The following is a 26,085-nucleotide window of genomic DNA, read 5'->3' on the forward strand; positions in this document are numbered from 1 at the left end:
TTCACCACATCGTGTGGTACTCGAACCAAGCGGGAATTCGTCGCAAACGCCGAGGGGCCGGCCCGTCCAGCAGGACGGGCCGGCCCCTCGGGCGGGCGGTTCAGACCCCGGCGGTCCGGGCCTGTTCGGCGCCCAGCACGTAGTCCGGGTCCACCTGGGTGGCCAGGTCCGCGCCGATCTTGGCGTTGCCCCAGCTCTCCGCGTTGCGCAGGTGGAAGCGGACCGCCTGGGCGCTGTAGCGGCCGCGGTCGCGCAGTTGGTGGGCGGCGTCCGCGGCGGTCCGCAGCCGGCCCAGCACCTCGCGGTTGGCCGGTTCCAGCTCGCGCAGCGGCGGCTCGTCCCCGCGCTCCAGTCGCCGCACCCAGTCGGAGTGCCCGAACGAGGCGTACAGGTCGTCACCGACCTCGCGGCGCAGGAACTCGAGGTCGTCCGCGCTCTGCACCTTGTTGCCGATCACCCGCAGGTGGACGTCGAAGTCCTGGGCGTACTCCTTGTACTGGCGGTACACCGAGACGCCCTTGCGGGTCGGTTCGGCGACCAGGAAGGTCAGGTCGAAGCGGGTGAACAGGCCGGAGGCGAACGAGTCGGAGCCGGCCGTCATGTCGGTGACCAGGTACTCGTCCGGGCCGTCCAGCAGGTGGTTGAGCAGCAGTTCCACGGCGCCGACCTTGGAGTGGTAGCAGGCCACCCCGAGGTCCTCCTCGGTGAACGCGCCGGTCGCCAGCAGTCGCACCGAGCCCTCGTCCAGGGCGACCGGCCGGGCGCAGGCCGCGTACACCGGGTTCTCCTCGACGATCCGCAGCAGCCGGGAGCCGGGGCCGGGCGGGGTGGTCTTGATCATTTCCTCGGCGGAGCGGATCAGCGGGTTGGCGCCGCGCAGGTACTCCTTGATCTCCGGCAGGTGCGCGCCGAGCGAGGGCAGCGAAGCCGCCTGGGCATCCGTCAGGCCGAGGGCCGGGCCCAGATGCTGGTTGATGTCCGCATCGACGGCGACCACCGGACAGCCGGCGGCGGCCAGGTGGCGGATGAACAGTGCGGACAGGGTGGTCTTGCCGCTGCCGCCCTTGCCGACGAAGGCGATCTTCATCTGAGTCTCCGGCTCTTTGGCTCTGTAGTGCTGTAGCTCTGGGGTGCTGTGGCTCTGTGTGCCACGGGCTGCCGCGGGGTGCGATGGCACTGCCGCCGCGGCAGGGCGCTTGTTGGAAATCGTTATCGTCACCGATTGCGGCTCATGCTAGCGGTGGTTTGGGGTGTCGCACATGGGGGAAAGGCGGATTGCCACGAAAGGGTGACCCGGGGGTTGCTGCCCGACGGCCCGGACGATTCATTACTCTCGGGTAGGTGACCACAGGAACAGACCCGCTCGCCCCGCTGGCCCAGCTGGCCGGGGTCCCCGAGGCCGTCGCCGAGGTGCGCAAGAACGTCGACCGCCTCTACGGACACCGCGTGATGCGGCGCCGGGCCGGCGAGGTGACGTCCGAGTCCGCACTGCGCGGCGCCCGCGCCTCCGCCGCCCTGGAGGGCGCCGACTGGCCGCTGGAGGAGGTCCGCCGCCGCACCGACTTCGGCGTCGACCCCGAGGCCCGGACGATCGGCGCGGCCCTGCGCCTTTCCGCCGAGGCCGGCCAGCTGCTCAGTGTCTGGCGCACCTCCCCGCTCCAGGTGCTGGCCCGCCTCCACCTGCTCGCCGTCGGCGAGGCCGACCCGTCCGCCGGCCGCCCGCGCCGGGCCGGTGAGAACGCCGCACCGCTGTTCCCGCGCGAAATCGCCGCCACCGAAGGCGCCGCGCCCGACGGACCGGTCGGCGAACTCCCGCCGCCGCCCCCGGCCGACGAGGCGGCCGCCCGCCTCGACCAGCTCGCCGGACTGCTGGCCGCCCGCGCCGAACGCCCCACCGGCGGCGCGCCCGCCCTGGTGGTCGCCGCCGTCGTACACGGCGAACTGCTCGCGCTGCGCCCGTTCGGCAGCTACAACGGCCTGGTCGCCCGGGCCGCCCAGCGGATCGTGCTGACCGCCGAGGGCCTCGACCCGAAGGCGATCTGCCCCGCCGAGGTCGGCCTCGCCGAACTCGGCACCGCCGCCTACCGGCAGGCCCTGCTCGGCTACCTGGAGGGCACCCCCGAGGGCATGGCCCGCTGGCTCACCCACTGCGCCGCCGGGCTCGGCCTCGGCGTCCGCGAGAGCACCGCGGTGTGCGAGGCGATGCAGCGCGGGATGGTCTGACCTTCCGGCCGTCCGAGGCGGGTGGCCGGGCTGAACGGGAAACCCCAGTAATGCAGTTGCGGCGACGTCCGAGACTTCCGGGCGTCGCCGCTGGTACGGAGACCGGGTTACCAGTGCATGCACCGTGCAATGCCCATCAGGCGGGGTCCTGTTGCCCTTCGCCTGGTGCGGCGGCCCGACAGCGGGTCGGCTGCATGTGGGTGCCCAGTTGTCCGTACACGGGTCCGTGGGGCCTGAACTGCGTTGTCGGAACGACCCCTTTGGGGTCCTGACCGGGTCTCGCGGGCCTAACCCATTTCTACCGCAGATCAGACAAAAGGGGAACCCGAAAAGGGATGCTTTGACGGGTTCCCGTGCGGTTTGTCCGATATGGCGAACCGTCGCCCGACGCAAGGTCGTTCCACCCCGCGTCGGGTCGTTCCACTTCGCGCGGGACCGATCCGCCCGGCGCGGCCTCAGGCCACCGGGCGACGGCGCCGCGCGCTGTACCAGAGCACCCCGGCCGTCAGCGCCGCCGCGCCGACCGCCACAGCGGCCAGCACCGAACGGCTGGGCGCGTGGAACTCTGGCAGCCTGCGCGTCAGTTCGACCGGCCGGCTGAACACCAGCACCGGCCACTCGCGGGCCACCGCCTCCTTGCGCAGCGCCCGGTCCGGGTTCACCGCGGCCGGGTGGCCGACCGTCTCCAGCATCGGCAGATCGGTCGAGGAGTCGCTGTACGCATAGCAGTTGGCGAGGTCGTAGCCCTCCCGCTCGGCCAGCTCGCGGATCGCGGCGGCCTTGTTCTCGGCGTACGCGTAGTACTCGATCTCGCCGGTGTAGCGGCCGTCCTCGACGTGCAGGCGGGTGGCGATCACGTGGTCGGCGCCCAGGAGTTGGCCGATCGGCTCGACCACCTCGGAGCCGGAGCTGCTGACGATCACCACGTCCCGGCCGGCCGCGTGGTGCTGCTCGATCAGCGACGCGGCCTCGTCGTAGATGATCGGGTCGATCATGCCGTGCAGGGTCTCCGCGACGATCTCCCGCACCTGCTGGACGTTCCAGCCCCGGGTGAGCGCCGACAGGTAGGCCCGCATCTTCTCCATCTGGTCGTGGTCCGCGCCACCGACCAGGAAGACGAACTGGGCGTAGGCGCTCTTCACCACCGAACGACGGTTGATCAGGCCGCCCTGGTAGAACGGCCGGCTGAAGGCGAGGGCGCTGGACTTGGCGATGATCGTCTTGTCGAGGTCGAAGAAGGCGGCTGTCCGCGGCACGCCGTATCCGGGTCGGACGGGCGCTGTGGTGTCCGTCACGGGCTCGGTGGAGTCCGGTGCGTCGGAGTCGGCACCGCGGTCGGCGAAGTCGGCGTTCTCGGTGGTGTCCACGGGAACCGAGGATAGAGGGATCGGCAAAACAGGCGGCCATTCGGTGGACCCGCGGGCGTGCGGGTTTGTGTTTCTGGGCGGTCGGGTACACCATGGAAGTCACGGATCGTTCGCGCGACCGTGCTAACCCGGTCCGGCTCCTCCCCCCCGAGTCGGGCCGTGGATAGACGACCCCCGCTCTCCCCCCCGGCGGGGGTCGTCGCATGTCCGGGGCCATTTTCCTAGGCAATTGAGCCTCCAGGGAGTGGCGTGACGGGCGGTTCGGAGGGGGTGTTCCGGCGGTTTCCGAGCCGCTGTCGAGGGTTCTTCGCACTCAGTCATATGTCACTCTCCGTAGTGGATTGAGCGTCATATTGGCATCTCTGATGCGTCAATTCCGAACTGTTTTGGCCCCCGTCCGAGTGAGCTCGGTTATCCACAGGGGCGGGTTATCCACAGGCATTGCGAACTCGGCTGACGCATTCCGTGCCGTGCCCCACCGTGGTGTCCGCGCCGCCGCGCCGACCCACCCGGGCCGCCGCGTCCGACGCGCCGTCAGACCGATCCCGCACCACGCGGAGGCCCGCCTTGTCCGCATTCGTCACCGACCCGCACGCCACCGGCCCCGAGCCCCCGCCCGGGCCGCTGATCCTCACCGGCGACGAGACCCTCGCCGAACAGCTCACCCGTCTGTGCGCCGCCGCCGGAGCCGAACCACGGCTGCTCAGCAGCGCCCCACCGCCCGCCCCGCTGTGGGAGAACGCCCCACTGGTGCTGGTCGGCGACGACCTCGCCGAGCAGTGCGCCGGCCTGCCCCGCCGCCCCGGCGTGCTGCTGCTCGGACTCGACCTCGACGACGGCGAGATCTGGGTCCGCGCCGTCCGGCTGGGCGCGGAGCACGTGCTGTTCCTGCCGGACGCGCAGCCCTGGCTGCTCGACCGGATCGCCGACGCCACCGAAGGCGTCGGACCACCCGCGCTCACCGTCGCCGTGCTCGGCGGCCGCGGCGGCGCCGGGGCCTCCACACTGGCCTGCGCGCTCGCGGTCCGCGCCGCCCGGGCCGGACACCGCACGATGCTGATCGACGGTGACCCACTCGGCGGCGGACTCGACGTCCTGCTCGGCGCCGAACAGGCCGGCGGCCTGCGCTGGCCGGACCTGGCCGCCTCGCGCGGCCGGATCAGCGGTGCCGAGCTCGCCAGGGCACTGCCCGAGCCACACCGGCTCAGCGCGCTGTCCTGGGACCGCTCCGACACCCTGACCATCCCCGCCGAAGCCATGAGCAGCGTCCTGGCCGCCGCCCGCAGACGCGGCGGGCTGGTTGTCCTCGACCTGCCCAGACACCTCGACGCGGCGGCCGCCCAGGCCCTCGAACAGGCCGACACCGGGCTGCTCGTGGTCCCCGCCGAACTGCGCGCGCTGGCCGCCGCCGACCGGGTCGCCGGGGCCGTCCGGATACGGCTCGCCGACCTGCGGGCCGTCGTCCGCACCCCCGGCCCGTCCGGCCTCACGGCCGCCGATGTCGCCCGCGGCCTGCACCTGCGCCTGGCCGGGGAGCTCGCCCCCGAGCCCGGCCTCGCCCTGGACGCCGAACGGGGCGCCCCGCCCGGCCTGCGGGACGGCGGGCCGCTGGCCCGCTTCTGCGGGCAATTCCTGACCGAAGCGATGCCGCCCGTCGTGGCGGCCTGAGGAGAACCCATGGCCAACCGCCTGCACGCCGTCGACACCCACCCCGACACCACCGACGGGCACACCGACGAGCCGAGGCCCGCCCGGCAGCCGATCACCCGCACCCACCGGCGCATCCCCGTACCCCGCGCCCGGGCCCTGCGCGGCACCCCGCCGGGGCCCGCCGAGGACGTCGCACCGGCCGAAGCCGGCCCGCCGGTGCGCTACCTGGTCCGCCGACATGCGTCGGCCGCGCCCGAACGGGACGGGCCGCCCGGCGGCCTGCCCGCGGACGGGGCCGCCGAACTCGTCGATGTCGTCCGGCTTCGGCTCGCCGAGGCGGGCGCGGCACCCACCGCGGGCTCGGTCGCCGCCGCGCTGCGCGCCGCCCGGCCACCGCTCGGCGGGGCCGACGTGCTCAACACCGTCCGCAGTCTGCGCGCCGAGATCGTCGGCGCCGGGCCGCTCGACCCACTGCTGACCGAGCCCGGCGTCACCGACGTCCTGGTCAACGGACCCGACCAGATCTGGATCGACCGAGGCAAGGGCCTGGAACGCGCGTCCCAGGTGCGCTTCCCGAACACCGATGCCGTTCGCCGGCTCGCCCACCGACTGGCCACCGCCGCCGGGCGCCGCCTGGACGACGCCCGACCCTGGGTGGACGCCCGGCTGTCCGACGGCACCCGCCTGCACGCCGTCCTCCCGCCAATCGCCGCCGACTGCACCCACATCTCGCTGCGCACGTGCCGCAGCACGCCCTTCACCCTCGCCGAACTGGTGGCCGCCGGGGCCCTGCCACCGTCCGGCGCCGACCTGCTGGCCGCCGCGCTCCGGGCCCGACTGTCGCTGCTGATCTCCGGCGGTACCGGCAGCGGCAAAACCACCCTGCTCGCAGCGCTGCTCGGGCTCGTCCCGGTCAACGAACGCATCGTGCTGGCGGAGGACTCCGCCGAACTCCGGCCGGACCATCCGCACGTCGTCCGGCTCCAGTCCCGCCCGCCCAACCAGGAGTCACTGGGGGAACTGACCCTGCGCGACCTGGTGCGGCAGGCACTCCGGATGCGACCCGACAGGTTGGTGGTCGGAGAAGTCCGCGGCGCCGAGGTGGTCGACCTGCTGGCCGCCTTCAACACCGGCCACGAAGGCGGCTGCGGCACCGTCCACGCCAACACGGCGGCCGACGTGCCTGCCCGCCTGGAAGCCCTCGGCTCGCTCGCCGGACTCGACCGGCAGTCGCTGCACAGCCAGCTCCGGGCCGGACTGGACGCCGTCGTCCACCTCGGACGCGACCGCGCCGACGGCCGACGCCGGGTCACCGGCCTGCACCTGCTGATCGCCGACCCGGGCGGCCTGACGGGCACCACAGCCGCCGTCCACTTCGACCGTGACGGACGCAGCCGACCCGGCCCCGGCTGGACCAGGCTGCGGGACCTCTGCGCCGAACGCGGCGTCGAGCTGCCCCCGCACCCCGAGGCGGTCTCCGAACCCGATCCGGTCGAGCAGGACACCGGTTCGGTTGACGTTCCCTCCTGCGAACCCCAGGTGGAGGTGTCATGACGCTGCGTCAGATCGAATTGCTGTGGGTGGTCGGGCTCTGCGTGATCGGGGTGGTGGCGTGGCGACTGCTGCGCTCCGAGGTCAGGAGGTCGTGATGGCAGGGGAGTTCGGGGCCCTGGCGGCGATGGCGTCGGCCGGCGCCGCCGGCGCGGCAGCTTTGCTCGGTGCGGTCGCCGGGCTCGGCGTGGCGTTGCTCGGGGCGGTCTGGCTGGCGGCGGCCCGGCACCGGCAGCGTGGTGACGGGCGGCTGCGGCGGATGCTGAACGGGCATCGGGTGCCGGACGGTCGGCTCGCCCGGATTCGGGCGGGATGGCGGCGACGGCGACCGCGCTGGCTGGTGCCCGAACTGCTGCTGCTCCCTGCCGGGGCGGCAGCCGGGCAGAGCACCGCCTCGGTGCTGCCGTTGATCGGGGCGGCCTGTGCGGTGGTTCCGCTCCGCAGATGGCGTGCGCGGTACGCCGCGGGTCGGGCGGCGCGGCGACGGGCCGCGGCTGTGATCGACCTGTGCGCGGGCCTGGCGGCCGAACTGCGCAGCGGCGCGACACCCGAACAGGCCATGCACTCGGTGGTCTCCAGGGCCGCCCCCGACTGGGCCGGTCGCCTCGGCCCCGAGCCGACTGCCCGGCTGGCCGCCGGCCGCTACGGGGCGGACCTGCCCGCAGCCCTCGGGCAGGTGGCCGAACTGCCCGGCGGGGAGGGCGCGGCGGCCGTCGCGGCTTGCTGGCGGGTCAGCACCGAGAGCGGTACGGGGCTGGCGTTCGGCCTGGAGCAGGTCGCGGACGCGCTGCGCGCCGAGCGGGCGCTCGCGGAGGAGATCGCGGGCGAACTCGCAGGTCCACGCACCACCGTGATCGTGCTGGCCGCCCTGCCCGCCGTGGGCATGGGGCTGGGCAGCGCGCTCGGCGCCCACCCGGCGCAGGTCCTACTGCACACCCCGGCGGGCCTGCTCAGCCTGCTCGCTGGGGCTGTCCTGGAGGCCGCCGGCATCGCCTGGACCGCCCGGATCGTCCGGGCAGCCGAGGACGCCCCGGCCGGGCCCCGTCCGATCCGGCCTGAGGTTCAGCCCGAGGTTCGGTCCGAGTCGCGGTCCGACTCGGTCCGGGCGGTGGCTTCCGGGTGTGGGATCTCCCGATCCCGGCAGGACCAGTGGCTTGCCGCCGCATCGCCCCTCGCGGGGGACCAGCCGGCCGTCCGGGCGGACCGGTGGGAGTGAACGGGTCCGGTGGCCCGGTCCGGAGCCGGGGTGACCCACCGGACGGCGTGGGGAGGCGCGCCAACTGGTCGACGAATGATCCGAGTTCGAGTCGACGGAGGCGTCGATGGAGGTTCTGGTGGAGGTTTCGATGGAGGTGAGGTGGGCGCCATGGTGATCCTGGTGCCGGTGGCCGCCGTGGGCCTGGCCGGCGAGGCACTGGCGGTGGTGCGAGGGCGGGCGATCCGGCGCAGGGTCGGGCGCTGCGTCCCAGCAGTGGCGGCCGTCCCCGCGCGGGATGGGCGGGGTGGCCGGGGCGGGGATGCCGTACGACGGGCGATCCGCTGGGTGGCGGGCGACCGGCCGCTGGCCGTGCTGCTCGGGGTGTCCGCCGCCGTCCTGGTCGGCGGCTGGGCGGGCCCGGTGGTCGGTTTGGTGGCGGGCTGGGCGGGGTGGCGGTCGCTGCCCAGGATTCGGTCGCCCGGCGAGCGGCGGCGGACCGCCGAGCATGACTGGCTGGTCCGTCAACTGCCGCTGACCGCAGACCTGCTGGCGGCTTGTCTCGGTTCGAGCGGTTCCCCGGCCGGAGCGGCCTTCGCGGTCGCGGAGAGCGTCCCGTCCCCGATGCGGGAGCGCCTGTCCGGCATCGCGGCCCAGCTCTCCCTCGGTGCCTCCCCGGAGCGTTGCTGGGAGCAACTGGCCACCGACTGCCCACCGATGGCCCCGCTCGCCCGCTGCCTGGCCCGCACCACCCTCAGCGGCGCACCACCGGCCACCGCGCTCGCCGGCCTCGCACAGTCCCAGCGGGCGGCGGCCGCACGGGCGGCGCACGCGAGGGTCCGCCGGGCCGGCGTCCTGGCGACCGCACCGCTCGGGCTCTGCTTCCTGCCCGCGTTCGTGCTGATCGGCGTCGTGCCAGTGGTGATGGGCCTGACCGGCACCTTCTCCCAGCGGCTCTGATCCGTACCTGCCGAATTTCCACTCCAACGAAGGGATTTCACCGATGATGACTCTCTCCCCGCCTGTCCGGCCGGCGCTCGCAGTGCGCGCCACCCGCAGAATCGGCGGCTGGCTGCGCCACCGGTACCGAACGATGGCGGAGGGGCCGCCGGACGCCGGGATGAGTACGGCCGAATACGCGATCGGCACGGTGGCGGCGTGTGCCTTCGCGGCGGTGCTCTACAAGGTGGTGACCAGTGGCACGGTCTCCGGCGCGCTGTCGGAGATCCTCGATCGCGCCCTGCATGCGGCGTGAGCGCCGGGCCGGCCGCACGAGGGCGCCGGACTCGGGGATGGTCACCGCCGAGACAGCGGTGGCCCTGCCTGCCCTGGTGCTGCTCGCGGCGATGCTGATCTGGGGAGTGGTTGCCGCCGGTGCCCAGATCCGCTGTGTGGACGCGGCCCGGGCGGGCGCCCGGGCCGCCGCCCGCGGGGACGGCGACGCGGCAGCGATTGCCGCGGCAGCCGCCCCGGAGGGCGCGAAGGTTGCCGTCGCGCTGGACGCGACCACTGCCCGGGTCACCGTCGAGGCCCCCTGCCCGGGCCCAGGCCGCCTCGCCGCCCTCCTGTCGGTCCGCCTCACCGCCACCGCGGTGAGCGCCCGCGAGGACGTGCTGACCGACGAAAGCTGAAGTCGAGAGGAGGTAACTGCCGTGCGAGAGCGACACCGTCTGCCTGCCGAGGCCGCCGCGTCCGACCGTGGGTCGGCGACGGTGTGGCTGGTCGCGCTGGGCCTGCTGGGCGTGGTGGTTTTCTCGGCCTGCCTGATGGTGGGTCAGGTCGTGGTCGCCCGCCACCGTGCCGAGTCGGCGGCCGACCTGGCCGCGCTGGCCGCCGCCGACCGCCTACTGCTCGACCCGGACGGCGGCTGTGGCCGGGCAGTCGAACTGACCCGGGCCCAGGAGCGAGCCGATCTCGTCTCCTGCCGCGTCCTGCCGGACCGGGACGCGGTGGAGGTGGTCGTCCAGGTCCCGATCCGGGGCCTGCCCGTCCCGCTCGGGCCGGCCCGAGCCCGTTCCCGGGCCGGCCCGCTGTGGGCCTGGGGCGACAACGCCGCCGAAACGGACGGGCCGTCAGTCGAGCGGGCCGGCCGCGCCGTCGCCGGAGGCATCGGGGGCGTCGGAGGGGCCGAGAGTGTCGGTGCTGTCCGGCCGGTCGGGAGCGTGGGCGAGGAGGGTGGTGAGCAGGCGGATAGCGGCGGCCTTGTCGAGGGGATCGTTGCCGTTGCCGCACTTGGGGGACTGGACGCAGGACGGGCAACCGCGGTCGCACTCGCAGGCGGCGATGGCGTCCCGGGTGGCGGTCAGCCACTCCACCGCGCGGCGGAAGCCGCGTTCGGCGAAGCCCGCGCCGCCGGAATGACCGTCGTAGACGAAGACCGTGGGGAGGCCGGTGTCGGGGTGCAGCGGTACGGAGACGCCCCCGATGTCCCAGCGGTCGCAGGTGGCGAACAGTGGAAGGAGGCCGATCGAGGCGTGTTCGGCGGCATGGGCCGCGCCGGGGAGCTGGTCGAACGGGATGGTCGCGTCGAGGAGTTGGTCCTCGGTGACGGACCACCAGACGGCGCGGGTGCGCAGGGTGCGGGGCGGCAGGTCGAGCTTGCTCTCGCCGAGGATCTCGCCAGTGGAGATCCGCTTGCGCAGGTAGCCGACGACCTGGTTGACCACCTCGACCGAGCCGAGGCTGAGCCGGGCCTCGCCCCACTCCTCGGTGGTGTCGGTGGAGAGGATCGAGATCGAGGTGACGTCCCGAGCGGAGGTGGTGTACGGCGGATTCGCGGGGGAGACCAGTGCGACCGAGGACTCCAGGTCGAACTCCCGGACCAGATAGGTACGTCCCTGGTGCAGGTGGACGGCGCCGGTGTGCACGGTGGTGTGCGCGGCCTCCGCGTCCACGGTGCCGAGCAGCCGTCCGGTGTCCGCCTCGACGATCTGCACGGGGCTGCCGCCGCTGCCGCGCAGGTCCACGCCGTCCACGGCGCGCTCCCGGCGGGTCCAGTACCAGGAGCCGTCGCTCCGGCGGCGCAGCAGGCCGCGTCGCTCCAGTATCGGGAGCAGCGGCTTGCTGGACGGGCCGAACAGTTCCAGGTCGGCGTCGGTGAGCGGGAGTTCCGCGGCGGCGGCGCACAGGTGCGGGGCGAGCACGTGCGGGTTGTCGGGGTCGAGGACGGTCGCCTCGACGGGGGTGGCGAACAGCGCGTCGGGGTGGTGAACGAGATAGGTGTCCAGCGGGTCGTCGCGGGCGATGAGCACCGCCAGCGCGCCCTGGCCCTCGCGTCCGGCGCGTCCGGCCTGCTGCCAGAGCGAGGCCCGGGTGCCGGGGTAGCCGGCCAGCAGGACGGCGTCCAGGCCGGAGACGTCCACGCCGAGTTCCAGTGCGGAGGTGGACGCCAGACCGAGCAGGCGCCCGGTGTGCAGGTCGCGCTCCAGGGCCCGCCGCTCCTCGGCCAGGTAGCCGCCGCGGTAGGCGGCGACCCGGGCGGCGAGCGGTTGGCCGAGCTGCTCTTGGGCCTGCAGGGCGACCAGTTCGGCGGCCCGGCGGGAGCGGACGAAGACCACCGTCCGGGTGCCGCCGTGGACCAGGTCGGTGAGCAGGTAGCCGGCCTCGGCGGTGGCGGAGCGGCGGACGGGCGCGCCGTGCTCGCCGACGTTCTCGGTCAGCGGCGGCTCCCACAGCGCGAACACCATCGGGCCGCGTGGCGAGCAGTCCTCGGTGACGGCGGTCGCGGGCAGGCCGGTGAGCCGCTGCGCGGTGACGGCCGGCTCGGCGGTGGTGGCGGAGGCCAGCAGGAAGGTCGGCGACGCGCCGTAGCGGGCGCACAACCGCCGCAGCCGGCGCAGTACCTGGGCGACGTGCGAGCCGAACACCCCGCGGTAGGTGTGGCACTCGTCGATCACCACGTACTTCAGCGCCTTCAGGAAGGACGACCAGCGTGGGTGGGCGGGGAGTATGCCGCGGTGCAGCATGTCGGGGTTGGTCAGCACGTACGACGCGTACTGGCGGACCCACTCGCGCTCCTGCGGGGGCGTGTCGCCGTCGTAGAGCGCCACCCGGACCCGGTCGGGGACGAGTTCGGCGGCGCGCCGGCGCTGGTCGGCGGCCAGCGCCTTGGTGGGGGCGAGGTACAGCGCGGTGGCGCCGCGCCCGTTGCGGGCCTCGGTGCCGGTCAGCAGGTCGCTCAGCACGGGGGCCAGATAGCCCAGCGACTTGCCCGAGGCGGTACCGGTCGCGATCACGGTGGTCCGCCCGGCCGCGGCCAGGTCCATCGCCTCGGCCTGGTGCGCCCAGGGCAGCAGCACACCGAGCTGGGCGGCGGCCGCGACCACCTCCTGACGGATTCCTTCCGGCCAAGGCGCATAGCGCGCCTCGCGTGCGGGCAATTGCTCCGTATGGGTGAGGCGATCCGACCTGCCGCGCTCGGTGGAAAGCGTCGCGAGCAGGGCCTCGGGCTGGTGGTGACGGGGCGGCATGAAGACCCAGTGTGTCACCGGCGTGACGGAGAATCGCTGTTAACCATCGTGCGCCCATGGTCGCAAGTGGTTGAATGAAGCCCGTGACGGCCGCATGGCCGAGGGCCGCAGAAACCGAGGCTCCGACCTGCCGGTTTGCCGCGCCCTGGGCCTGCGACCACGTGGTCGCAGCCGTGGGGCTGAAGATCGCAATGACGTAGCAAGGCAAGGTGCTGGAGGTTCCGTGGACCTGTCCCTGTCGACCCGTACTGTCGGCGATCGCACGGTCGTCGAGGTTGGCGGCGAGATCGATGTGTACACCGCCCCCAAGCTGCGCGAGCAGCTTGTCGAGCTCGTCAACGACGGCAACTACCACTTGGTCGTGGACATGGAGGGCGTGGACTTCCTCGACTCCACCGGCCTCGGTGTGCTGGTCGGTGGCCTGAAGCGGGTGCGCGCGCACGAGGGTTCGCTGCGCCTGGTGTGCAACCAGGAGCGCATCCTGAAGATCTTCCGGATCACCGGTCTGACCAAGGTGTTCCCGATCCACAACTCGGTGGACGACGCCGTCGCGGCGACCGACTGACCTTCCGTCGGTCCGCCGTTCCAACCGAATCTTCTCGATCGACCGACGCCGGTCGGCCGGGCACTGCGCCCTGCCCGGCCGGCGCGGTCGGTGTTCCCGCCTCCGCCGTGCGGGCCGGTGTGCCCGGCGGTGGGGAGCAACCCCGGAGGGGAGACATGGCAACCGTCGAACTTCGATTCAGCGCACTGCCCGAGCACGTGCGGACCGCCCGTTTGGTGGCCGCCGCGGTGGCCAGACGTGCGGGGGTGGACGAGTCGGTGCTCGACGAGTTGCGGCTCGCGGTGGGCGAGGCCTGCTCCCGCGCGGTGGCGCTGCACCAGCGCAACGGCGTCGACGGGGCGGTCCGGGTCGCGTTGATCGAGCAGGAGAAGCGTTTTCTCATCGAGGTCGCCGACGAGGCCGGCCCGGCGCACGCCGCCGGTGCCGCGGGCGGCGGCTCCGAGGACGAGGACGCGCTCGGCCTGGCGGTCATCACCGGCCTGGTCGAGGACGTCGAGGTCGGCAACGGCGACGACGGCGGTGTGATCCGGATGAGCTGGTCGGTCGCCCCGCCCGACGCCGACGCCTGAGACCCGCCCGACGCCTGAGACCCGTCCGCGCGCTCCCGCCTGGAGCCCTGCGCCGGGCCGGGCCCGCTGAGCTGCCCGGATGTCGCTGGCCGCAGCCTTCCGCGCAGCCGGGGGCGGGTGGCCGTGTAGGTTCGCTGGTCGATGCCCGGGACCGGGTGTCAGCGACCGAAAGGGCCCCGGTGAAGAAGCGACTGGTCACCGTCTCCACGCTCGGCGCGCTGCTCGCGCTCGCCGCCGTCGGCTGTTCCGCCGACGATTCGGCGAAAAAGCTCGACGGCTGGGCGAAGAACGTCTGCGATGCCGCGCGGGACCCGATCTCGCAGTCCCGGGCGGCGCTCGCCGACACCGGGAACGTCAAGGACGGCGAGTCCCCCGTCGACCTGCAGAAGCGGCTGTCCACCGACCTGGCCGCGCTGGCCACCACCAACCAGCAGTTGGCGGACGCGGTGGACAAGGCCGGCGTGCCGAAGATCGACAACGGGGCGAAGGTCCAGCAGGACGCCGTCAACGAGCTGAAGCAGGTCGCCCAGGGCTACCTGGACGCGCAGAAGAAGCTGGACGGGCTGACCAACGCCGATCAGGCCAAGTTCGCGGACGGCCTGCGCAGCGTCGGCGACCAGGTGCAGCGCCTGTCCCAGGTCTCCACCGGCGCGCTCGCCACCCTGCAGAGCGGCGACCTCGGCGACGCGATCAAGAAGCAGCCCGGCTGCAAGGCGGCCGGCGCCGGCGCACCCGCCGCCGACCCGTCCGCCAGCGCCAACCCGTCGTCCGGCGCCAACCCGTCCGGCAGCGCCAACCCGTCCGGCAGCGCCAACCCGTCCGGGTCCGCGTCGCCCGGCGGCAACGGTGCCCCGTCATCCGGCGCGCCGTCCTCGGGGGCGCCCGACCAGGGCGCCGGATCGGCTTCGCCGAGCAAGAGCTGACGACCGGTCGGCCCGTCGCCGGGTGCGGTGGACGGGCCGCGCCGGTGGACGGGGGAGAATGGCGGGGTGACGAACAGCCCCGTTCTTGATACCGCCCGGACGGCGGAACTGCGGGAGGCGCTGCTGAAGGCCTCCTTCACCGCCGATGGATTGCTCGACCTGCTCGGCCCGGCCGCGTACGCGGCGCTGGCCCGCAGCGAGGCCGTCCCGGCGCTGCGGGCGACCCGCGGCGGCTCGCCGCTGGAGACCCTGGTGCGGCTGTTCCTGCTGCAACAGCCGGTGCCGGAGGCCGCCGCCGCGGCCGCCCTGCCCGTCGAGGGCCTGCTGACCGACGGCTGGCTGGTGCGCGACGGCGCCGAGCTGCGCGCCACCGTGGACGTGCGGCCGTACGCCGACGAGGTGGCCGGCCTGCCCAGCGCGGACGCCTGGGTGGTGTCCGACCTCGGCTGCGCCGTCGGCGGCGCGGGCGGCATCGGCTCCGGGCGGACGGACGCCGGCGTCGAGCGCCGCGACCTGGTGCTCGGGGTGGGCGGCGCGTCCACCACGCTGGCCAACCTGACGGTGCGCCGCCCGGTCCGCGAGGTGCTGGACCTGGGCTCCGGCTCCGGTGTGCAGGCGCTGCACGCGGCCCGGCACGCCCAGCGGGTCACCGCCACCGACCTCAACCCGCGCGCCCTGCACTTCACCCGGCTGACCGCCGCGCTGTCCGGCTTCGACAACGTCACCACCGCCGAGGGCAGCCTGTACGAGCCGATCGGCGAGCGGCGCTTCGACCTGATCGTCTCCAACCCGCCGTTCGTGATCTCCCCGGCCGGCCGGTTCACCTACCGGGACGGCGGGATGGCCGGCGACGAGCTGTGCCGCAGCGTGGTGCGCGGCGCCGCCGACCACCTGGAGCCCGGCGGCTACTGCCAGCTGCTGGCGAACTGGCAGCACGTCAAGGGCGAGGACTGGCGCGACCGGCTGGCCGGCTGGGTGGCCGGCACCGGCTTGGATGCCTGGGTGGTGCAGCGCGAGGTGCAGGACGTCGCCCAGTACGCCGAACTGTGGCTGCGCGACGGCGGCGACCACCGCGGCGACGAGTACCGCACCCGGTACGAGGAGTGGCTGGACAGCTTCGAGGCGGCCGGCGTGGAGGGCATCGGCTTCGGCTGGATCACCCTGCGGGCGTCCGGCGCGGCCGACCCGGTGGTGCGGATCGAGGAGTGGCCGCACCCGGTGGAGCAGCCGCTCGGCCCGCACATCGAGGAGTGGTTCGCCCGCCAGGACTTCCTGCGCGGCCACGACGACGCCGGGCTGCTGGCCGCCCGCTACCTGCTCGCCGACGAGGTGGTGCAGGAGCAGATCGGCGCACCCGGCTCCGAGGACCCCGAGCACGTGGTGCTCCGTCACAACCGGGGCATGCGGCGCGCCACCAAGGTGGACACCGTCGGCGCGGGCTTCGTCGGCGTCTGCGACGGCACGCTGGCCGCCGGGGAGATCGTCGACGCGATCGCCCAGCTGCTCGGCGAGGACGCGGCGCAGCTGCGGGCCCGGGTGCCCGAGTCGCTGCGGCTGCTCACCGAGCAGGGGTTCATCGAGCCGGTCCGCTGAACCGGCCGAGGCTGAACCGGCCCTGAGCGGAGCCGGCCGGGCCCGAACCGGTCGTTGTCCGGGCGGTGACATTGGTCACCTGAAGTATCGGCATGACGCGTCCGCGTGGTCGGTGCTTCGGGTGACCTGTGCGGTCCGGCCGCGTTGGACACCGAAGGCCCCGGCCGGCGGCCGTGTTCACCCGGGCGTTCCCCGGGTGTGGCCCCTCGGACGCCGGGAGTCCGCCGCAGGTTGTCCACCGGGTGCCAGGGTGCTGTCCACAGGCTGTGGGCAGTGCGGGGGAGGACCTGGTGGAGACGCCGACGACGCTGGTGGGCGGGGCGGTCCTGGTGGTCTTCGGGAGCGCGCTGCTGCTGTGGTGCGCCGTGGAACTGCGCCTTCGCCACCGTCTGCGCCGGTACGGCGTGCCCGCCACCGCCCAGGTGGTCGCCGACCGGGACCGGACCGACGCGATGGACAGCAGCCCGCTGCTCTCCTACTCCGTGGACACCGCCGACGGGTTCGTCGAGGCCGGGCTCGGTACCGTTCACGAACTGCACCCCGATCCGCTGGGACACCTGGTGCTGGCCCGTCCGCGCGGGCACACGCCGCTGCGCCGCCCGCCGCAGCTGGCCGCCGGTGCGGCCGTTCAGGTCGCGTACGACCCGAGGCGGCCGGAGCGGGTGGTGCTGGCCGCGCGCCAGGAACTGCCCTCGCTGCCCGCCGACCTGTTCTGGGCGCTGCTCGGCACCTCGGCGCTGGCGGGTGGCCTGTCCCTGCTCGCGCTCGCCCTGCGCTGACCCCACCCTGCTCGCGCTCGCCCTGCGCTGACTCCACCCTGCGCCGCGAGGGCCCCGCCCGATTACGGAGCGCACTGTTCCGCTCCTCTTTTCTCCCGCCGTCCGGTCCGCTTTCCGCGGTGCCCGGAGTGTGCGGAAACCCGCCCGGACCGCCCGTGGACGCGCCGGTCCGGGCCCGGTGGAAGGCCTGTTTGCCCCGGAAAGACATGCCCGAAGAGCGGCCATCGGGTTACCGTTCGAGTGGCGTCGGTCGGCCTTGCCGGTGAAAAAGCGGCATCCGTCCGTTTGACAAGGGTGGCCAGGGTACGGTCACACTCCGCTGGTGGGACCGTCGCGGTGCGACAGCCCAGGAGCTTTGGTTTACGACCGGGAGAGAAGAGCGAAGGTGTCCCCGAGCAGCGAGACCGCGCACGGCAAGCGACTCGTCATCGTCGAGTCGCCGGCCAAGGCCAAGACGATCAAGGGCTACCTCGGCCCCGGCTACATCGTCGAGGCCAGTGTCGGTCACATCCGCGACCTGCCCGGCACGGCCGCCGAGGTTCCGGACGAGTACACCGGCGAGGTGCGCCGCCTCGGGGTCGACGTGGACCACGACTTCGCGCCGATCTACGTGGTCAACCCGGACAAGAAGTCCCAGGTCACCAAGCTGAAGTCGCTGCTCAAGGAGTCCGACGAGCTCTTCCTGGCCACCGATGAGGACCGCGAGGGCGAGGCGATCGCCTGGCACCTGCAGGAGGTGCTGAAGCCGAAGGTGCCGGTGCACCGGATGGTCTTCCACGAGATCACCAAGGACGCCATCCAGGAGGCCGTGCGCAACCCGCGCCACCTGAACAAGCGCCTGGTCGACGCGCAGGAGACCCGCCGCATCCTGGACCGCCTCTACGGCTACGAGGTCTCCCCGGTGCTGTGGAAGAAGGTCATGCCGAAGCTGTCGGCGGGCCGCGTCCAGTCGGTCGCCACCCGCCTGGTGGTCGAGCGCGAGCGCGAGCGGATCGCCTTCACCTCCGCCTCCTACTGGGACCTGGTCGGCACCTTCGCCACCGGCCGCACCGCCGCCGACGCCGCCAACCCCGAGAACTTCGGCGCCCGGCTGGTCTCCGTCGACGGCAAGCGGGTCGCCACCGGCCGCGACTTCGGCACCGACGGCCGACTGAAGAACGCCGCGAACACCCTGCACCTGGACGAGCAGGCGGCCCGCACGCTGGCCGCCGCGCTGGAGCAGACCGCGTTCAGCGTCCGCAGCGTCGAGTCCAAGCCGTACCGCCGCTCCCCGTACGCGCCGTTCCGCACCACCACGCTGCAGCAAGAGGCCAGCCGCAAGCTGGGCTTCGGCGCCAAGCGGACCATGCAGGTCGCGCAGAAGCTGTACGAGAACGGCTTCATCACCTATATGCGTACCGACTCGACCACGCTGTCGGAGACCGCGATCGTCGCGGCCCGCGCGCAGGTCACCCAGCTGTACGGGGCCGACTACCTGCCGTCCGCGCCGCGCACCTACGCCTCCAAGGTGAAGAACGCGCAGGAGGCGCACGAGGCGATCCGCCCGTCCGGCGACCGGTTCCGCACGCCCGCCGAGACCGGGCTGTCCGGCGACGACTTCCGGCTGTACGAGCTGATCTGGATGCGCACCGTCGCCTCCCAGATGAAGGACGCGGTCGGCCAGTCCGTCACCGTCAAGGTCGGCGGCCGTTCCGCCGACGGCCGGGACGCCGAGTTCTCCGCCTCCGGCAAGATCATCACCTTCCACGGCTTCCTGAAGGCCTACGTCGAGGGCGCCGACGACCCGAACGCCGAGCTGGACGACCGCGAGCGCCGGCTGCCGCAGGTCGCCGAGGGCGACCCGCTGGCCGCCGAGCGGCTCACCCCCGAGGGCCACGCCACCAAGCCGCCGGCCCGCTACACCGAGGCCTCGCTGGTCAAGGAGCTGGAAGACCGCGAGATCGGCCGCCCGTCCACCTACGCGTCGATCATCGACACGATCATCAACCGGAAGTACGTCTTCAAGAAGGGCACCGCCCTGGTGCCCTCCTTCCTCTCCTTCGCCGTGGTCAACCTGCTGGAGAAGCACTTCGGCCGGCTGGTCGACTACGACTTCACCGCGAAGATGGAGGACGACCTCGACCGGATCGCGGCCGGCCAGGCCGAGTCCGTGCCGTGGCTCAAGCGCTTCTACTTCGGTGAGGGCGAGGCCAACGGATCCGCCGCAGCCGGCGCCGCCGACGCGGGCAACGGCGACGGCGACCACCTCGGCGGCCTGAAGGAACTGGTCACCGACCTCGGCGCGATCGACGCCCGGGAGATCAGCTCCTTCCCGATCGGCGACGGCATCGTGCTCCGGGTCGGCCGGTTCGGCCCGTACGTGACCCGCCCGGCCGCCGTCGAGGGCGAGCCCGAGCAGCGCGCCGACGTCCCCGACGAGCTGCCGCCGGACGAGCTGACCGTCGAGCTCGCCGAGGAGCTGTTCGCCAAGCCCAGCGGCGAGCGCGAGCTCGGCACCGACCCGATCAGCGGCAACCCGCTGGTCGCCAAGGCTGGCCGCTACGGCCCGTACGTCACCGAGGTGCTCCCCGAGGGCACCCCGAAGACCGGCAAGAACGCCGTCAAGCCGCGCACCGCGTCGCTGTTCAAGACCATGGACCTGGACACCGTCACGCTCGAGGACGCGCTGCGCCTGCTCTCGCTGCCCCGGGTGGTCGGCACCGACCCCGAGGGCAACGAGATCACCGCGCAGAACGGCCGCTACGGCCCGTATCTCAAGCGCGGCACCGACTCGCGGTCGCTGACCAGCGAGGACCAGCTGCTCAGCATCACCCTGGACGAGGCGCTGGCCATCTATGCCCAGCCCAAGCAGCGCGGCCGGGCCGCCGCGGCCGCCCCGCTGAAGGAGCTCGGCAACGACCCGGTCAGCGAGAAGCCGGTGGTGGTCAAGGACGGCCGGTTCGGCCCGTACGTCACCGACGGGGAGACCAACGCGACGCTCCGCAAGGACGACGAGGTCGAGACCATCACCCCGGAGCGGGCGTTCGAGCTGCTCGCCGAGAAGCGCGCCCGCGGACCGGTGAAGAAGGCCGCCAAGAAGGCCCCGGCGAAGAAGACCGCCACGGCCGCGAAGAAGACCACGGCGGCCAAGAAGACCGCGGCGAAGAAGACCACCGCGGTGAAGAAGACCGCGGCCGCGAAGAAGACCACCACGGCGAAGAAGACGGCGGCGAAGGAGTCCGCCACCGCGGAGAACACATCCGAGGAGAGCTGACGGACGCTGCGTAACGGGCCTGTTCGAATCCGGGCGGGCCCGTTAAGGTCGGGGCCGCGCACTCGCTACGCTGACGGTATGACGAGCGAGGAGCTGCCCCCCACCGCACGCGCCGCCCAGGTCGCCCCCGCGGGGACACCCGGTGAACGGGCCCGCGCGCTGCTCCGGCTGCGGCCCTACCGGAAGCTGTGGACCACCCAGCTGCTCGGCGGTGCCGCCGACCGGCTGTCCGTTCTGGTGCTCGTTCCGCTCACCGTGGTCGCCGCCGTGCTCGGCGGGCAGTTCGGGCACGGCTACCGCTCGCTCGCGCTGGCCGTCGCCGCCCTGTTCGCGGCCCGGCTGCTCGCCTCCGGCCTGTTCGGGGCGGCCCTGCTCGGCCCGGTGCACGCCCTGGTCGGCGGTCGGATCGACCGGCGCTGGAGCCTGCTCGGCGCGGACCTGGTCCGCGCCCTGCTGATCGGCCTCGCCCCCTGGTGGGTGGTCTGGTCGCCCAGCTCCGCCACGTGGGCGCTGCTCGGCTCGGTGTTCGTGGCCGGCGCCGCCGAACGGGTCTGGACCATCGGCAAGGAATCCGCCGTCCCCGCGCTGCTGGCCGTCCCCGAACAGGCGGGCCCGCCCGCCGCCGCCTCGCTGGACGCCGTCCGCACCCTCGACCTGCGCACCGGCTGGGCCGCCCTGCCGCTGGCCGCCACCGGCCTGATCGGCTTCACGCTGCTGAACAACGTGCTCGCCGCGGTCGGCCTGCACTGGCTGCGCGGCCACCAGCTCACCGTCGCCGCGCTCGGCGCCGCCGTGCTGTTCGCCGTCAACGCCGGGCTGCTGTACTTCCAGGAGCTGCCCGCCGGCGCCAACACCGCGCCGCGCTCCCCGTTGCAGGGCCTGCGCGCGCCCACCGATGCCACGCCCGGCCCGTCCCTGAAGAAGGGCCGTACCGGCTCCGCCCCGTACTTCACCTTCTCGATCGCCGCCGCCTACGCCTCGATGGCCGGCGTCGCCGCGCTCGGACTGCTCACCGCCACCGAGCACCTGGCCGGCCCGATCGGCTACGGCCTGGTGGTGCTCGCCGCCGCCGGCGCGCCCGCCGTCGGCATCCGGCTCAGCCGCGCCACCCTGCCGGGCCTGTCCCGCCGTCGGCTGCTCGCCCTCGGCCTGGTCACCGCCGGTGTGGCGCTGATCCTCGCCGGGCTGGTCCTCGACTTCGTCCTGGTGCTGCTGTTCACCGTGCTGGCCGGCCTCGCCGCCGGCGTGGTCATCGCCACCGGACGCGGGCTGCTCGCCCAGGAGATCGAGGAGATCCGCCTCGGCAAGGTCACCGAGCACCTGTACGCCGTGCTGCGGGTGGTCGTCGCCGTCGCCCTGATCGGCATGCCGCTGCTGGCCGCCGCCTACGGCGAGGTCTCGCTCGGCCACGTCGGCACCGGCAGCTTCACCTTCATCCACGGCGGCGCCGCGCTCGCCGTCTCCACCGCCGGACTGCTCACCCTGGTGCTCGCCGCCGTCGTCCTGCTGAAGACCGACGACCAGCGCGGCGTGGTCCCGTTCGGCCGCGAACTCGTCCAGGCCGTCCGCGGCGGCGCCGGGGCCGCACCGCACCGGGTGGCCGGCAAGGGCTACTTCATCGCCCTGGAGGGCGGCGACGGCGCCGGCAAGTCCACCCAGTCGCAGGCGCTCGCCGAATGGATCCGCGCCAAGGGCCACGAGGTCGTCGTCACCCGCGAGCCCGGCGGCTCCCCGATCGGGCAGCGGCTGCGCGCCCTCGTCCTGGACGTCGGCAACACCGGCCTGTCGCACCGCGCCGAGGCGCTGATCTACGCCGCCGACCGGGCCGAGCACGTCGAGAACGTGATCCGGCCGGCCCTGGAGCGCGGCGCCGTCGTCATCACCGACCGCTACATGGACTCCTCCATCGCCTACCAGGGCGCCGGCCGCGACCTGGCGGCCACCGAGGTCGCCCGGATCTCCCGCTGGGCCACCGGCGGGCTGGTGCCCGACCTGACCGTCGTCCTCGACGTCGACCCCACCGCCGCGCGGGATCGTTTCACCGAGGCGCTCGACCGGCTGGAGTCCGAGCCCACCGAGTTCCACCAGCGGGTCCGCTCCGGGTTCCTGGCGCTGGCCGCCGCCGACCCCGCCCGCTACCTGGTCGTCGACGGCAGCCAGACGCCCGCCACCGTCACCACCGCCATCCGGCACCGGCTCGACCGCGAGCTGCCGCTCTCCGACCAGGAGAAGGCCGCCAAGGCCGAGCAGGAGCGCAAGGCCCGCGAGGAGGCCGCCCGCAAGGCCGCCGAGGCCGAAGCAGCCCGCAAGGCCGCCGAGGAGGCCGAGCGCAAGCGCCTCGCGCTGCTCGAGGAACTGCGCGCCGAGCAGGCCGAGAAGGACCGCCTGGCCGCCGAGGAAGCCGCCCGCGCCGAGGCCGAGGCCGCGCGCAAGGCCGCCGAGGAAGCCCGGCTCGCCGCCGAGAAGGAAGCTGCCCGCAAGGCCGAGGAGGAGGCCGAACGGCAGGCCGCCGAACAGGCCCGCCTCGCCGCCGAGGCCGCCGCCGCCCGCCGGGCCGCCGCCGAGGAGGCCGCCCGCGCCGAACTCCAGCGCCAGCGCGACCTGCAGCGCGAGGAGCAGCGGCGGCGCGCCGAAGAGGCGCTGCAGCGTGCGGAGGAGGCCCGGAAGGCCGCCGAGGCCGAGGCGGACCGGACCGCGGTGCTCCCCAAGGTCGAGGAGCCGGCCGCCGAGTCCGACAGCGAGACCACCCGGGAGCTGCCGAAGCCGGTGATCGACGAGACCGCCGTGCTGCCGAAGGTCGACGAGACCGCGGTGCTGCCGAAGGTCGAGGACGCCGAGACCGCGGTGCTGCCCAAGGCCGAGCCGGCGCCCAAGCCCAAGTCGGACCCGGGGTCCAAGCCCGAGGCCAAGCAGGTGCCGCCCGGGCTGTTCCGCGACGAGGACGACTCCTCCCGCACCCGCGAGCTGCGGCCCCGGCCGGACTGGGCGGAGGAGACCCCGCTCGACGACCTGCCCAGCCTGACCGACAGCCTGCTCGGCTCCCGCGAGGAGTGGGCCCGCTGGGAGGCCGAGGCCCCCGGGACGGCGCAGGACGAGCAGCCGAAGCGGGGCTGGCGCCGCCGTAAGGACTGACCACCGGCGGCAGGATTCGGTAGGGACGCGGGGAGCCGCGCGGCGCAGGACCGGCCGCGCAGCTCCCCGCGCCGCGTCCGGGGGCGCCGTCGGGGTCTCCGCGTCGCCGTCGGTGTCTCCGCGCGGTCCGCGTCGCCGTCGGTGTCTCCGCGCGGCGTTAGGCTCGTCGGGTCGGTGTGGGCGAGGAGGAGCGCGGCGTGAGTGTGTGGGACGACCTGGTCGGACAGGACCGGGTGGTCGAACAGTTGCAGGCGGCCGCGCGGGCGGCCCGGGCCTCCGTGCTGGCGGGCCGCGGGGAGGCCCCCGAGGGCAACGCCTCGCTGATGACGCACGCCTGGCTGTTCACCGGACCGCCCGGCGCGGGGCAGGTGACGGCCGCCCGGGCCTTCGCGGCGGCCCTCCAGTGCACCAGCCCGGACCTGGACCTGGGCGGGACTCCCGGCTGCGGGTTCTGCGACGGCTGCCACACCGTGCTCTCCGGCAGCCACGCCGACGTCAAGCAGGTGCGGACCGACGGCCTGTCGATCGGCGTCGGCGACATGCGCGACCTGGTGCTGCGGGCATCGAGCTACCCGACCGGCGGCCGCTGGTCGGTGATCCTGGTGGACGCCGCGCACCGCCTCACCGAAGCGGCCGCGAACGCGCTGCTGAAGGGCGTCGAGGAGCCGTCGCCGCGGACGGTGTGGCTGCTGTGCGCGCCGTCCGTGCAGGACGTGCTGCCGACCATCCGCTCGCGCTGCCGGCTGCTGGTGCTGCGTACGCCCCCCGCGGAGGCCGTCGCCGACATGCTGGTCCAGCGAGACGGTGTCGAGCCCGAGGCGGCCCGGCTGGCCGCGCTGGCCGGGCAGGGCGACATCGACCGGTCCCGGCGGCTCGCGGTGGACGAGCAGGCCCGGGCCCGCCGCGCCGAGGTGCTGCGGATCCCGCTGGAGGTCGCGGACCTGGGCGGCTGCCTGGCCGCCGCGCAGCGGCTGGTCGACACCGCGAAGGCGGACGCCGAGGCGCTGGCCGAGACCCAGGACGCCAAGGAGACCGACGACCTGCGGGCCGCGTACGGCGCGGCCGAGGGCAGCCGGGCGCCGCGCGGCATGGCGGGCGCGGTGAAGGATCTGGAGAAGCGGCAGAAGAGCCGGGCCACCCGGACCCGCCGGGAGACGCTGGGCGTGGCGCTCGGCGACCTGCTGGGCTTCTACCGGGACGTGCTGGCGATCCAACTGGGCTCGGGCGGAGCGCTGGCCAACGAGGACCAGCGGACGGCCGTGCAGCGGGTGGCCGGCGAGGGCGCGGCGGAGAACACGCTGCGCCGGATGGAGGCGGTGCTGGCCTGCCGGCGGGCGCTGGACCGGAACGTGGACCCGCTGCTGGCGGTCGAGGCGATGACGGTGGCGCTGCGGGCCGGCTGAGCTGCTGTGGTGGCTGTGGGGCCGGTTGTCGTGACCACGGACTCGGTTGTCGTGACCACGGACTTGGTTGCCGTGGCGATGGGCTCGGTTGCCGTGGCCATGGGCTGAAGGCTTCGGGGGCCGTTGCCGTTAGCTCGTTCGAGTGAAGGTGGGGAGTCGCCCGTACCGCCCGGCGGTCCGCGGGCGCGCGGTCTTGCACCCTGTGCACTGGCCACGCGCCCGCGTCCGGCCGGTCCTTCCCCGAGGTGGTGCGTCCCCCATGCCCCGATCGCTCCTCTTCCTGTTGTTGCTGGTGGCTGCGGTGGCGGGCGGTTGGCTGGCCCGGTCGGCGATGTCGCGCTGGCGGGACCTGCGGGCCGCGCAGACGTACGAGCTGGCGGCGGAGGCGCGGCCGGTGCTGGTGCGGGCCGGGGCGGCGGTGGTGTGCCTGATGTGCGTGAGCGCGCTCGGGGTGGCGGTGCTGCCGGGGGCGGGCTTCGGCCGGGTGGCGGTACGGCAGGCGGGGGCGGTGGTCGTCGCGGAGCGGTCCGTCCCGGCGGCGCCCCCGGTGTCGGCTCCGGCGGTGCCGGCGTTGTTCAGCAACGTGAGCCGTCCGGCGGGCGGCGAGTTGCTGCAGGGCGAGGTGCCCGGCCCGGACGGGCGGCCGCGGGCGGTGCGGGTGTGGTTGCCCGCCGAGTACAAGGAGGAGCCGGCGGCCCGGTTCCCGGTGATCGTGGTGCACTCCGGGACGGCCGGGCGGACCGCCGACGAGGACGTGCCGGGCGTGTTCGACGGCGTGGCGTCGGCCGTCGAGCTGGGCAGGGCCCGCCCGTTCGTGCTGGTCGCCCCCGAGGCCCCGAGCGGCACCGGCCACCCCTGCGACCTGGTGGCCGCCGCCCCGCAGGCGGTCGCGGACGACGCGGCGCTGCGGGCGGCCGTCGGCGCGGTCTTCCGCACCCGGCCGGCCGGCCCCGACAGCTGGGCCGTGCTGGGCGTGGACGACGGCGCCCCCTGCGCGGTTGCGGCCGGACTGACCAGACCCGACCTGTACGGGGCGGCCGCGGCGGTGTCCGGCCAGTACGACGGGCGGGCGCTGGCGAGCGCCGCGGGCGAGGCGCCGGCCGGGTCGTCGGCGCGGCTGCTGCTGGCCGCGGCCAGGCGGGACTCGGGCGGGCTGGAGTCCGCCCGGGCGGTGCGGGAGGCGCTGCGGGACGCCGGGGTGCGGGCGGAGGTGCGGATCTCCGACATCGTCCAGGACTTCTCGGCGGACGGGGAACGGATGCGGTTGGTGCGGGTCGCGGTGCAGTACCTGGCGGAGCAGCTGCCGAAGCCCTGAGGGGCATTTGGTCAGTGTGGTGATCGGATTTTGGGCCCGGCGGCCGGGCGAGGTGGCGGCCGGGCGGCGTCCCGGGTGCGGTGGTTGCGGCCGCTAGG

19 protein-coding genes and 1 pseudogene are annotated in these 26,085 nt (G+C 74.1%); 17 read left to right on the forward strand and 3 right to left on the reverse strand.

Features of this window, described 5'->3' with window-relative positions; all coding sequences use genetic code 11:
• Nucleotides 1-100: 100 nt before the first annotated feature.
• The gene (locus ACFYST_RS07965) at nucleotides 101-1,087 is read right to left on the reverse strand and encodes an ATP-binding protein (RefSeq protein WP_387639075.1); all 987 of its coding nucleotides are present in this window, start codon (nucleotides 1,085-1,087) and stop codon (nucleotides 101-103) included.
• Between the two features lie 254 nt (nucleotides 1,088-1,341).
• Between ACFYST_RS07965 and ACFYST_RS07970 the strand changes: the two genes are divergently transcribed.
• Nucleotides 1,342-2,223: an oxidoreductase gene (locus ACFYST_RS07970; RefSeq protein WP_387860794.1), complete on the forward strand. Its 882-nt coding sequence runs from the start codon at nucleotides 1,342-1,344 to the stop codon at nucleotides 2,221-2,223.
• Nucleotides 2,224-2,678: 455 nt separating this feature from the next.
• On the opposite strand, the gene ACFYST_RS07975 is transcribed toward ACFYST_RS07970, so the two are convergent.
• On the reverse strand, nucleotides 2,679-3,518 hold the full coding sequence (locus tag ACFYST_RS07975; RefSeq protein WP_387861109.1) for an HAD family hydrolase: 840 nt from the start codon (nucleotides 3,516-3,518) through the stop codon (nucleotides 2,679-2,681).
• Nucleotides 3,519-4,157: 639 nt separating this feature from the next.
• Here ACFYST_RS07975 and ssd point away from each other — a divergent pair.
• The 7 genes and pseudogenes from ssd to ACFYST_RS08010 form a co-directional block, all read left to right on the forward strand.
• Nucleotides 4,158-5,258, forward strand: coding sequence for a septum site-determining protein Ssd (ssd, locus tag ACFYST_RS07980; RefSeq protein ID WP_387860795.1), 1,101 nt, complete (start codon nucleotides 4,158-4,160; stop codon nucleotides 5,256-5,258).
• Nucleotides 5,259-5,267: 9 nt separating this feature from the next.
• Nucleotides 5,268-6,794, forward strand: a complete 1,527-nt coding sequence (locus ACFYST_RS07985) for a TadA family conjugal transfer-associated ATPase (RefSeq protein WP_387860797.1) — start codon at nucleotides 5,268-5,270, stop codon at nucleotides 6,792-6,794.
• 94 nt (nucleotides 6,795-6,888) lie between these two features.
• Complete coding sequence (locus ACFYST_RS07990) at nucleotides 6,889-8,007, forward strand: type II secretion system F family protein (protein WP_387860799.1); 1,119 nt, start codon at nucleotides 6,889-6,891, stop codon at nucleotides 8,005-8,007.
• 150 nt (nucleotides 8,008-8,157) lie between these two features.
• Complete coding sequence (locus tag ACFYST_RS07995; RefSeq protein ID WP_387860800.1) at nucleotides 8,158-8,946, forward strand: type II secretion system F family protein; 789 nt, start codon at nucleotides 8,158-8,160, stop codon at nucleotides 8,944-8,946.
• 160 nt (nucleotides 8,947-9,106) lie between these two features.
• A complete protein-coding gene (locus ACFYST_RS08000) occupies nucleotides 9,107-9,241 on the forward strand; it encodes a DUF4244 domain-containing protein (RefSeq protein ID WP_387860802.1) in 135 nt (44 codons plus the stop codon).
• A gap of 37 nt (nucleotides 9,242-9,278) precedes the next feature.
• On the forward strand, nucleotides 9,279-9,617 hold the full coding sequence (locus ACFYST_RS08005; RefSeq protein ID WP_387860804.1) for a TadE family type IV pilus minor pilin: 339 nt from the start codon (nucleotides 9,279-9,281) through the stop codon (nucleotides 9,615-9,617).
• Between the two features lie 114 nt (nucleotides 9,618-9,731).
• Nucleotides 9,732-9,956, forward strand: a pseudogene (locus ACFYST_RS08010) (Rv3654c family TadE-like protein); the annotation flags it as partial.
• Between the two features lie 102 nt (nucleotides 9,957-10,058).
• Here ACFYST_RS08010 and ACFYST_RS08015 read toward each other — a convergent pair.
• Nucleotides 10,059-12,455 (reverse strand): DEAD/DEAH box helicase, encoded by a 2,397-nt coding sequence (locus ACFYST_RS08015; protein WP_387860806.1) that lies wholly within the window; start codon nucleotides 12,453-12,455, stop codon nucleotides 10,059-10,061.
• 223 nt (nucleotides 12,456-12,678) lie between these two features.
• Between ACFYST_RS08015 and bldG the strand changes: the two genes are divergently transcribed.
• From bldG to ACFYST_RS08060, 9 genes are all read left to right on the forward strand, one after another.
• Nucleotides 12,679-13,020 (forward strand): anti-sigma factor antagonist BldG, encoded by a 342-nt coding sequence (gene bldG, locus ACFYST_RS08020; protein WP_073807489.1) that lies wholly within the window; start codon nucleotides 12,679-12,681, stop codon nucleotides 13,018-13,020.
• 155 nt (nucleotides 13,021-13,175) lie between these two features.
• Nucleotides 13,176-13,589: an ATP-binding protein gene (locus tag ACFYST_RS08025; RefSeq protein ID WP_387639049.1), complete on the forward strand. Its 414-nt coding sequence runs from the start codon at nucleotides 13,176-13,178 to the stop codon at nucleotides 13,587-13,589.
• A gap of 179 nt (nucleotides 13,590-13,768) precedes the next feature.
• Complete coding sequence (locus ACFYST_RS08030; RefSeq protein ID WP_387860808.1) at nucleotides 13,769-14,512, forward strand: small secreted protein; 744 nt, start codon at nucleotides 13,769-13,771, stop codon at nucleotides 14,510-14,512.
• A 66-nt stretch (nucleotides 14,513-14,578) separates the two neighbouring features.
• Nucleotides 14,579-16,105 carry a methyltransferase gene (locus ACFYST_RS08035; protein ID WP_387860810.1) on the forward strand — a complete coding sequence of 509 codons (1,527 nt, stop codon included), beginning with the start codon at nucleotides 14,579-14,581 and terminating at the stop codon, nucleotides 16,103-16,105.
• 290 nt (nucleotides 16,106-16,395) lie between these two features.
• Nucleotides 16,396-16,884, forward strand: coding sequence for a DUF3592 domain-containing protein (locus tag ACFYST_RS08040; protein ID WP_387639041.1), 489 nt, complete (start codon nucleotides 16,396-16,398; stop codon nucleotides 16,882-16,884).
• 385 nt (nucleotides 16,885-17,269) lie between these two features.
• Entirely contained in the window at nucleotides 17,270-20,137 is a 2,868-nt protein-coding gene (gene topA / locus ACFYST_RS08045) for a type I DNA topoisomerase (protein WP_387860811.1), read from the forward strand.
• A 78-nt stretch (nucleotides 20,138-20,215) separates the two neighbouring features.
• Entirely contained in the window at nucleotides 20,216-23,269 is a 3,054-nt protein-coding gene (gene tmk / locus ACFYST_RS08050) for a dTMP kinase (RefSeq protein ID WP_387860812.1), read from the forward strand.
• Nucleotides 23,270-23,466: 197 nt separating this feature from the next.
• Nucleotides 23,467-24,672, forward strand: coding sequence for a DNA polymerase III subunit delta' (locus tag ACFYST_RS08055; RefSeq protein ID WP_387860814.1), 1,206 nt, complete (start codon nucleotides 23,467-23,469; stop codon nucleotides 24,670-24,672).
• Between the two features lie 259 nt (nucleotides 24,673-24,931).
• On the forward strand, nucleotides 24,932-25,987 hold the full coding sequence (locus ACFYST_RS08060) for a hypothetical protein (protein ID WP_387860816.1): 1,056 nt from the start codon (nucleotides 24,932-24,934) through the stop codon (nucleotides 25,985-25,987).
• Nucleotides 25,988-26,085 lie beyond the last annotated feature (98 nt).

The organism is Kitasatospora sp. NPDC004614 (assembly GCF_042873675.1).
Lineage (GTDB): Bacteria > Actinomycetota > Actinomycetes > Streptomycetales > Streptomycetaceae > Kitasatospora.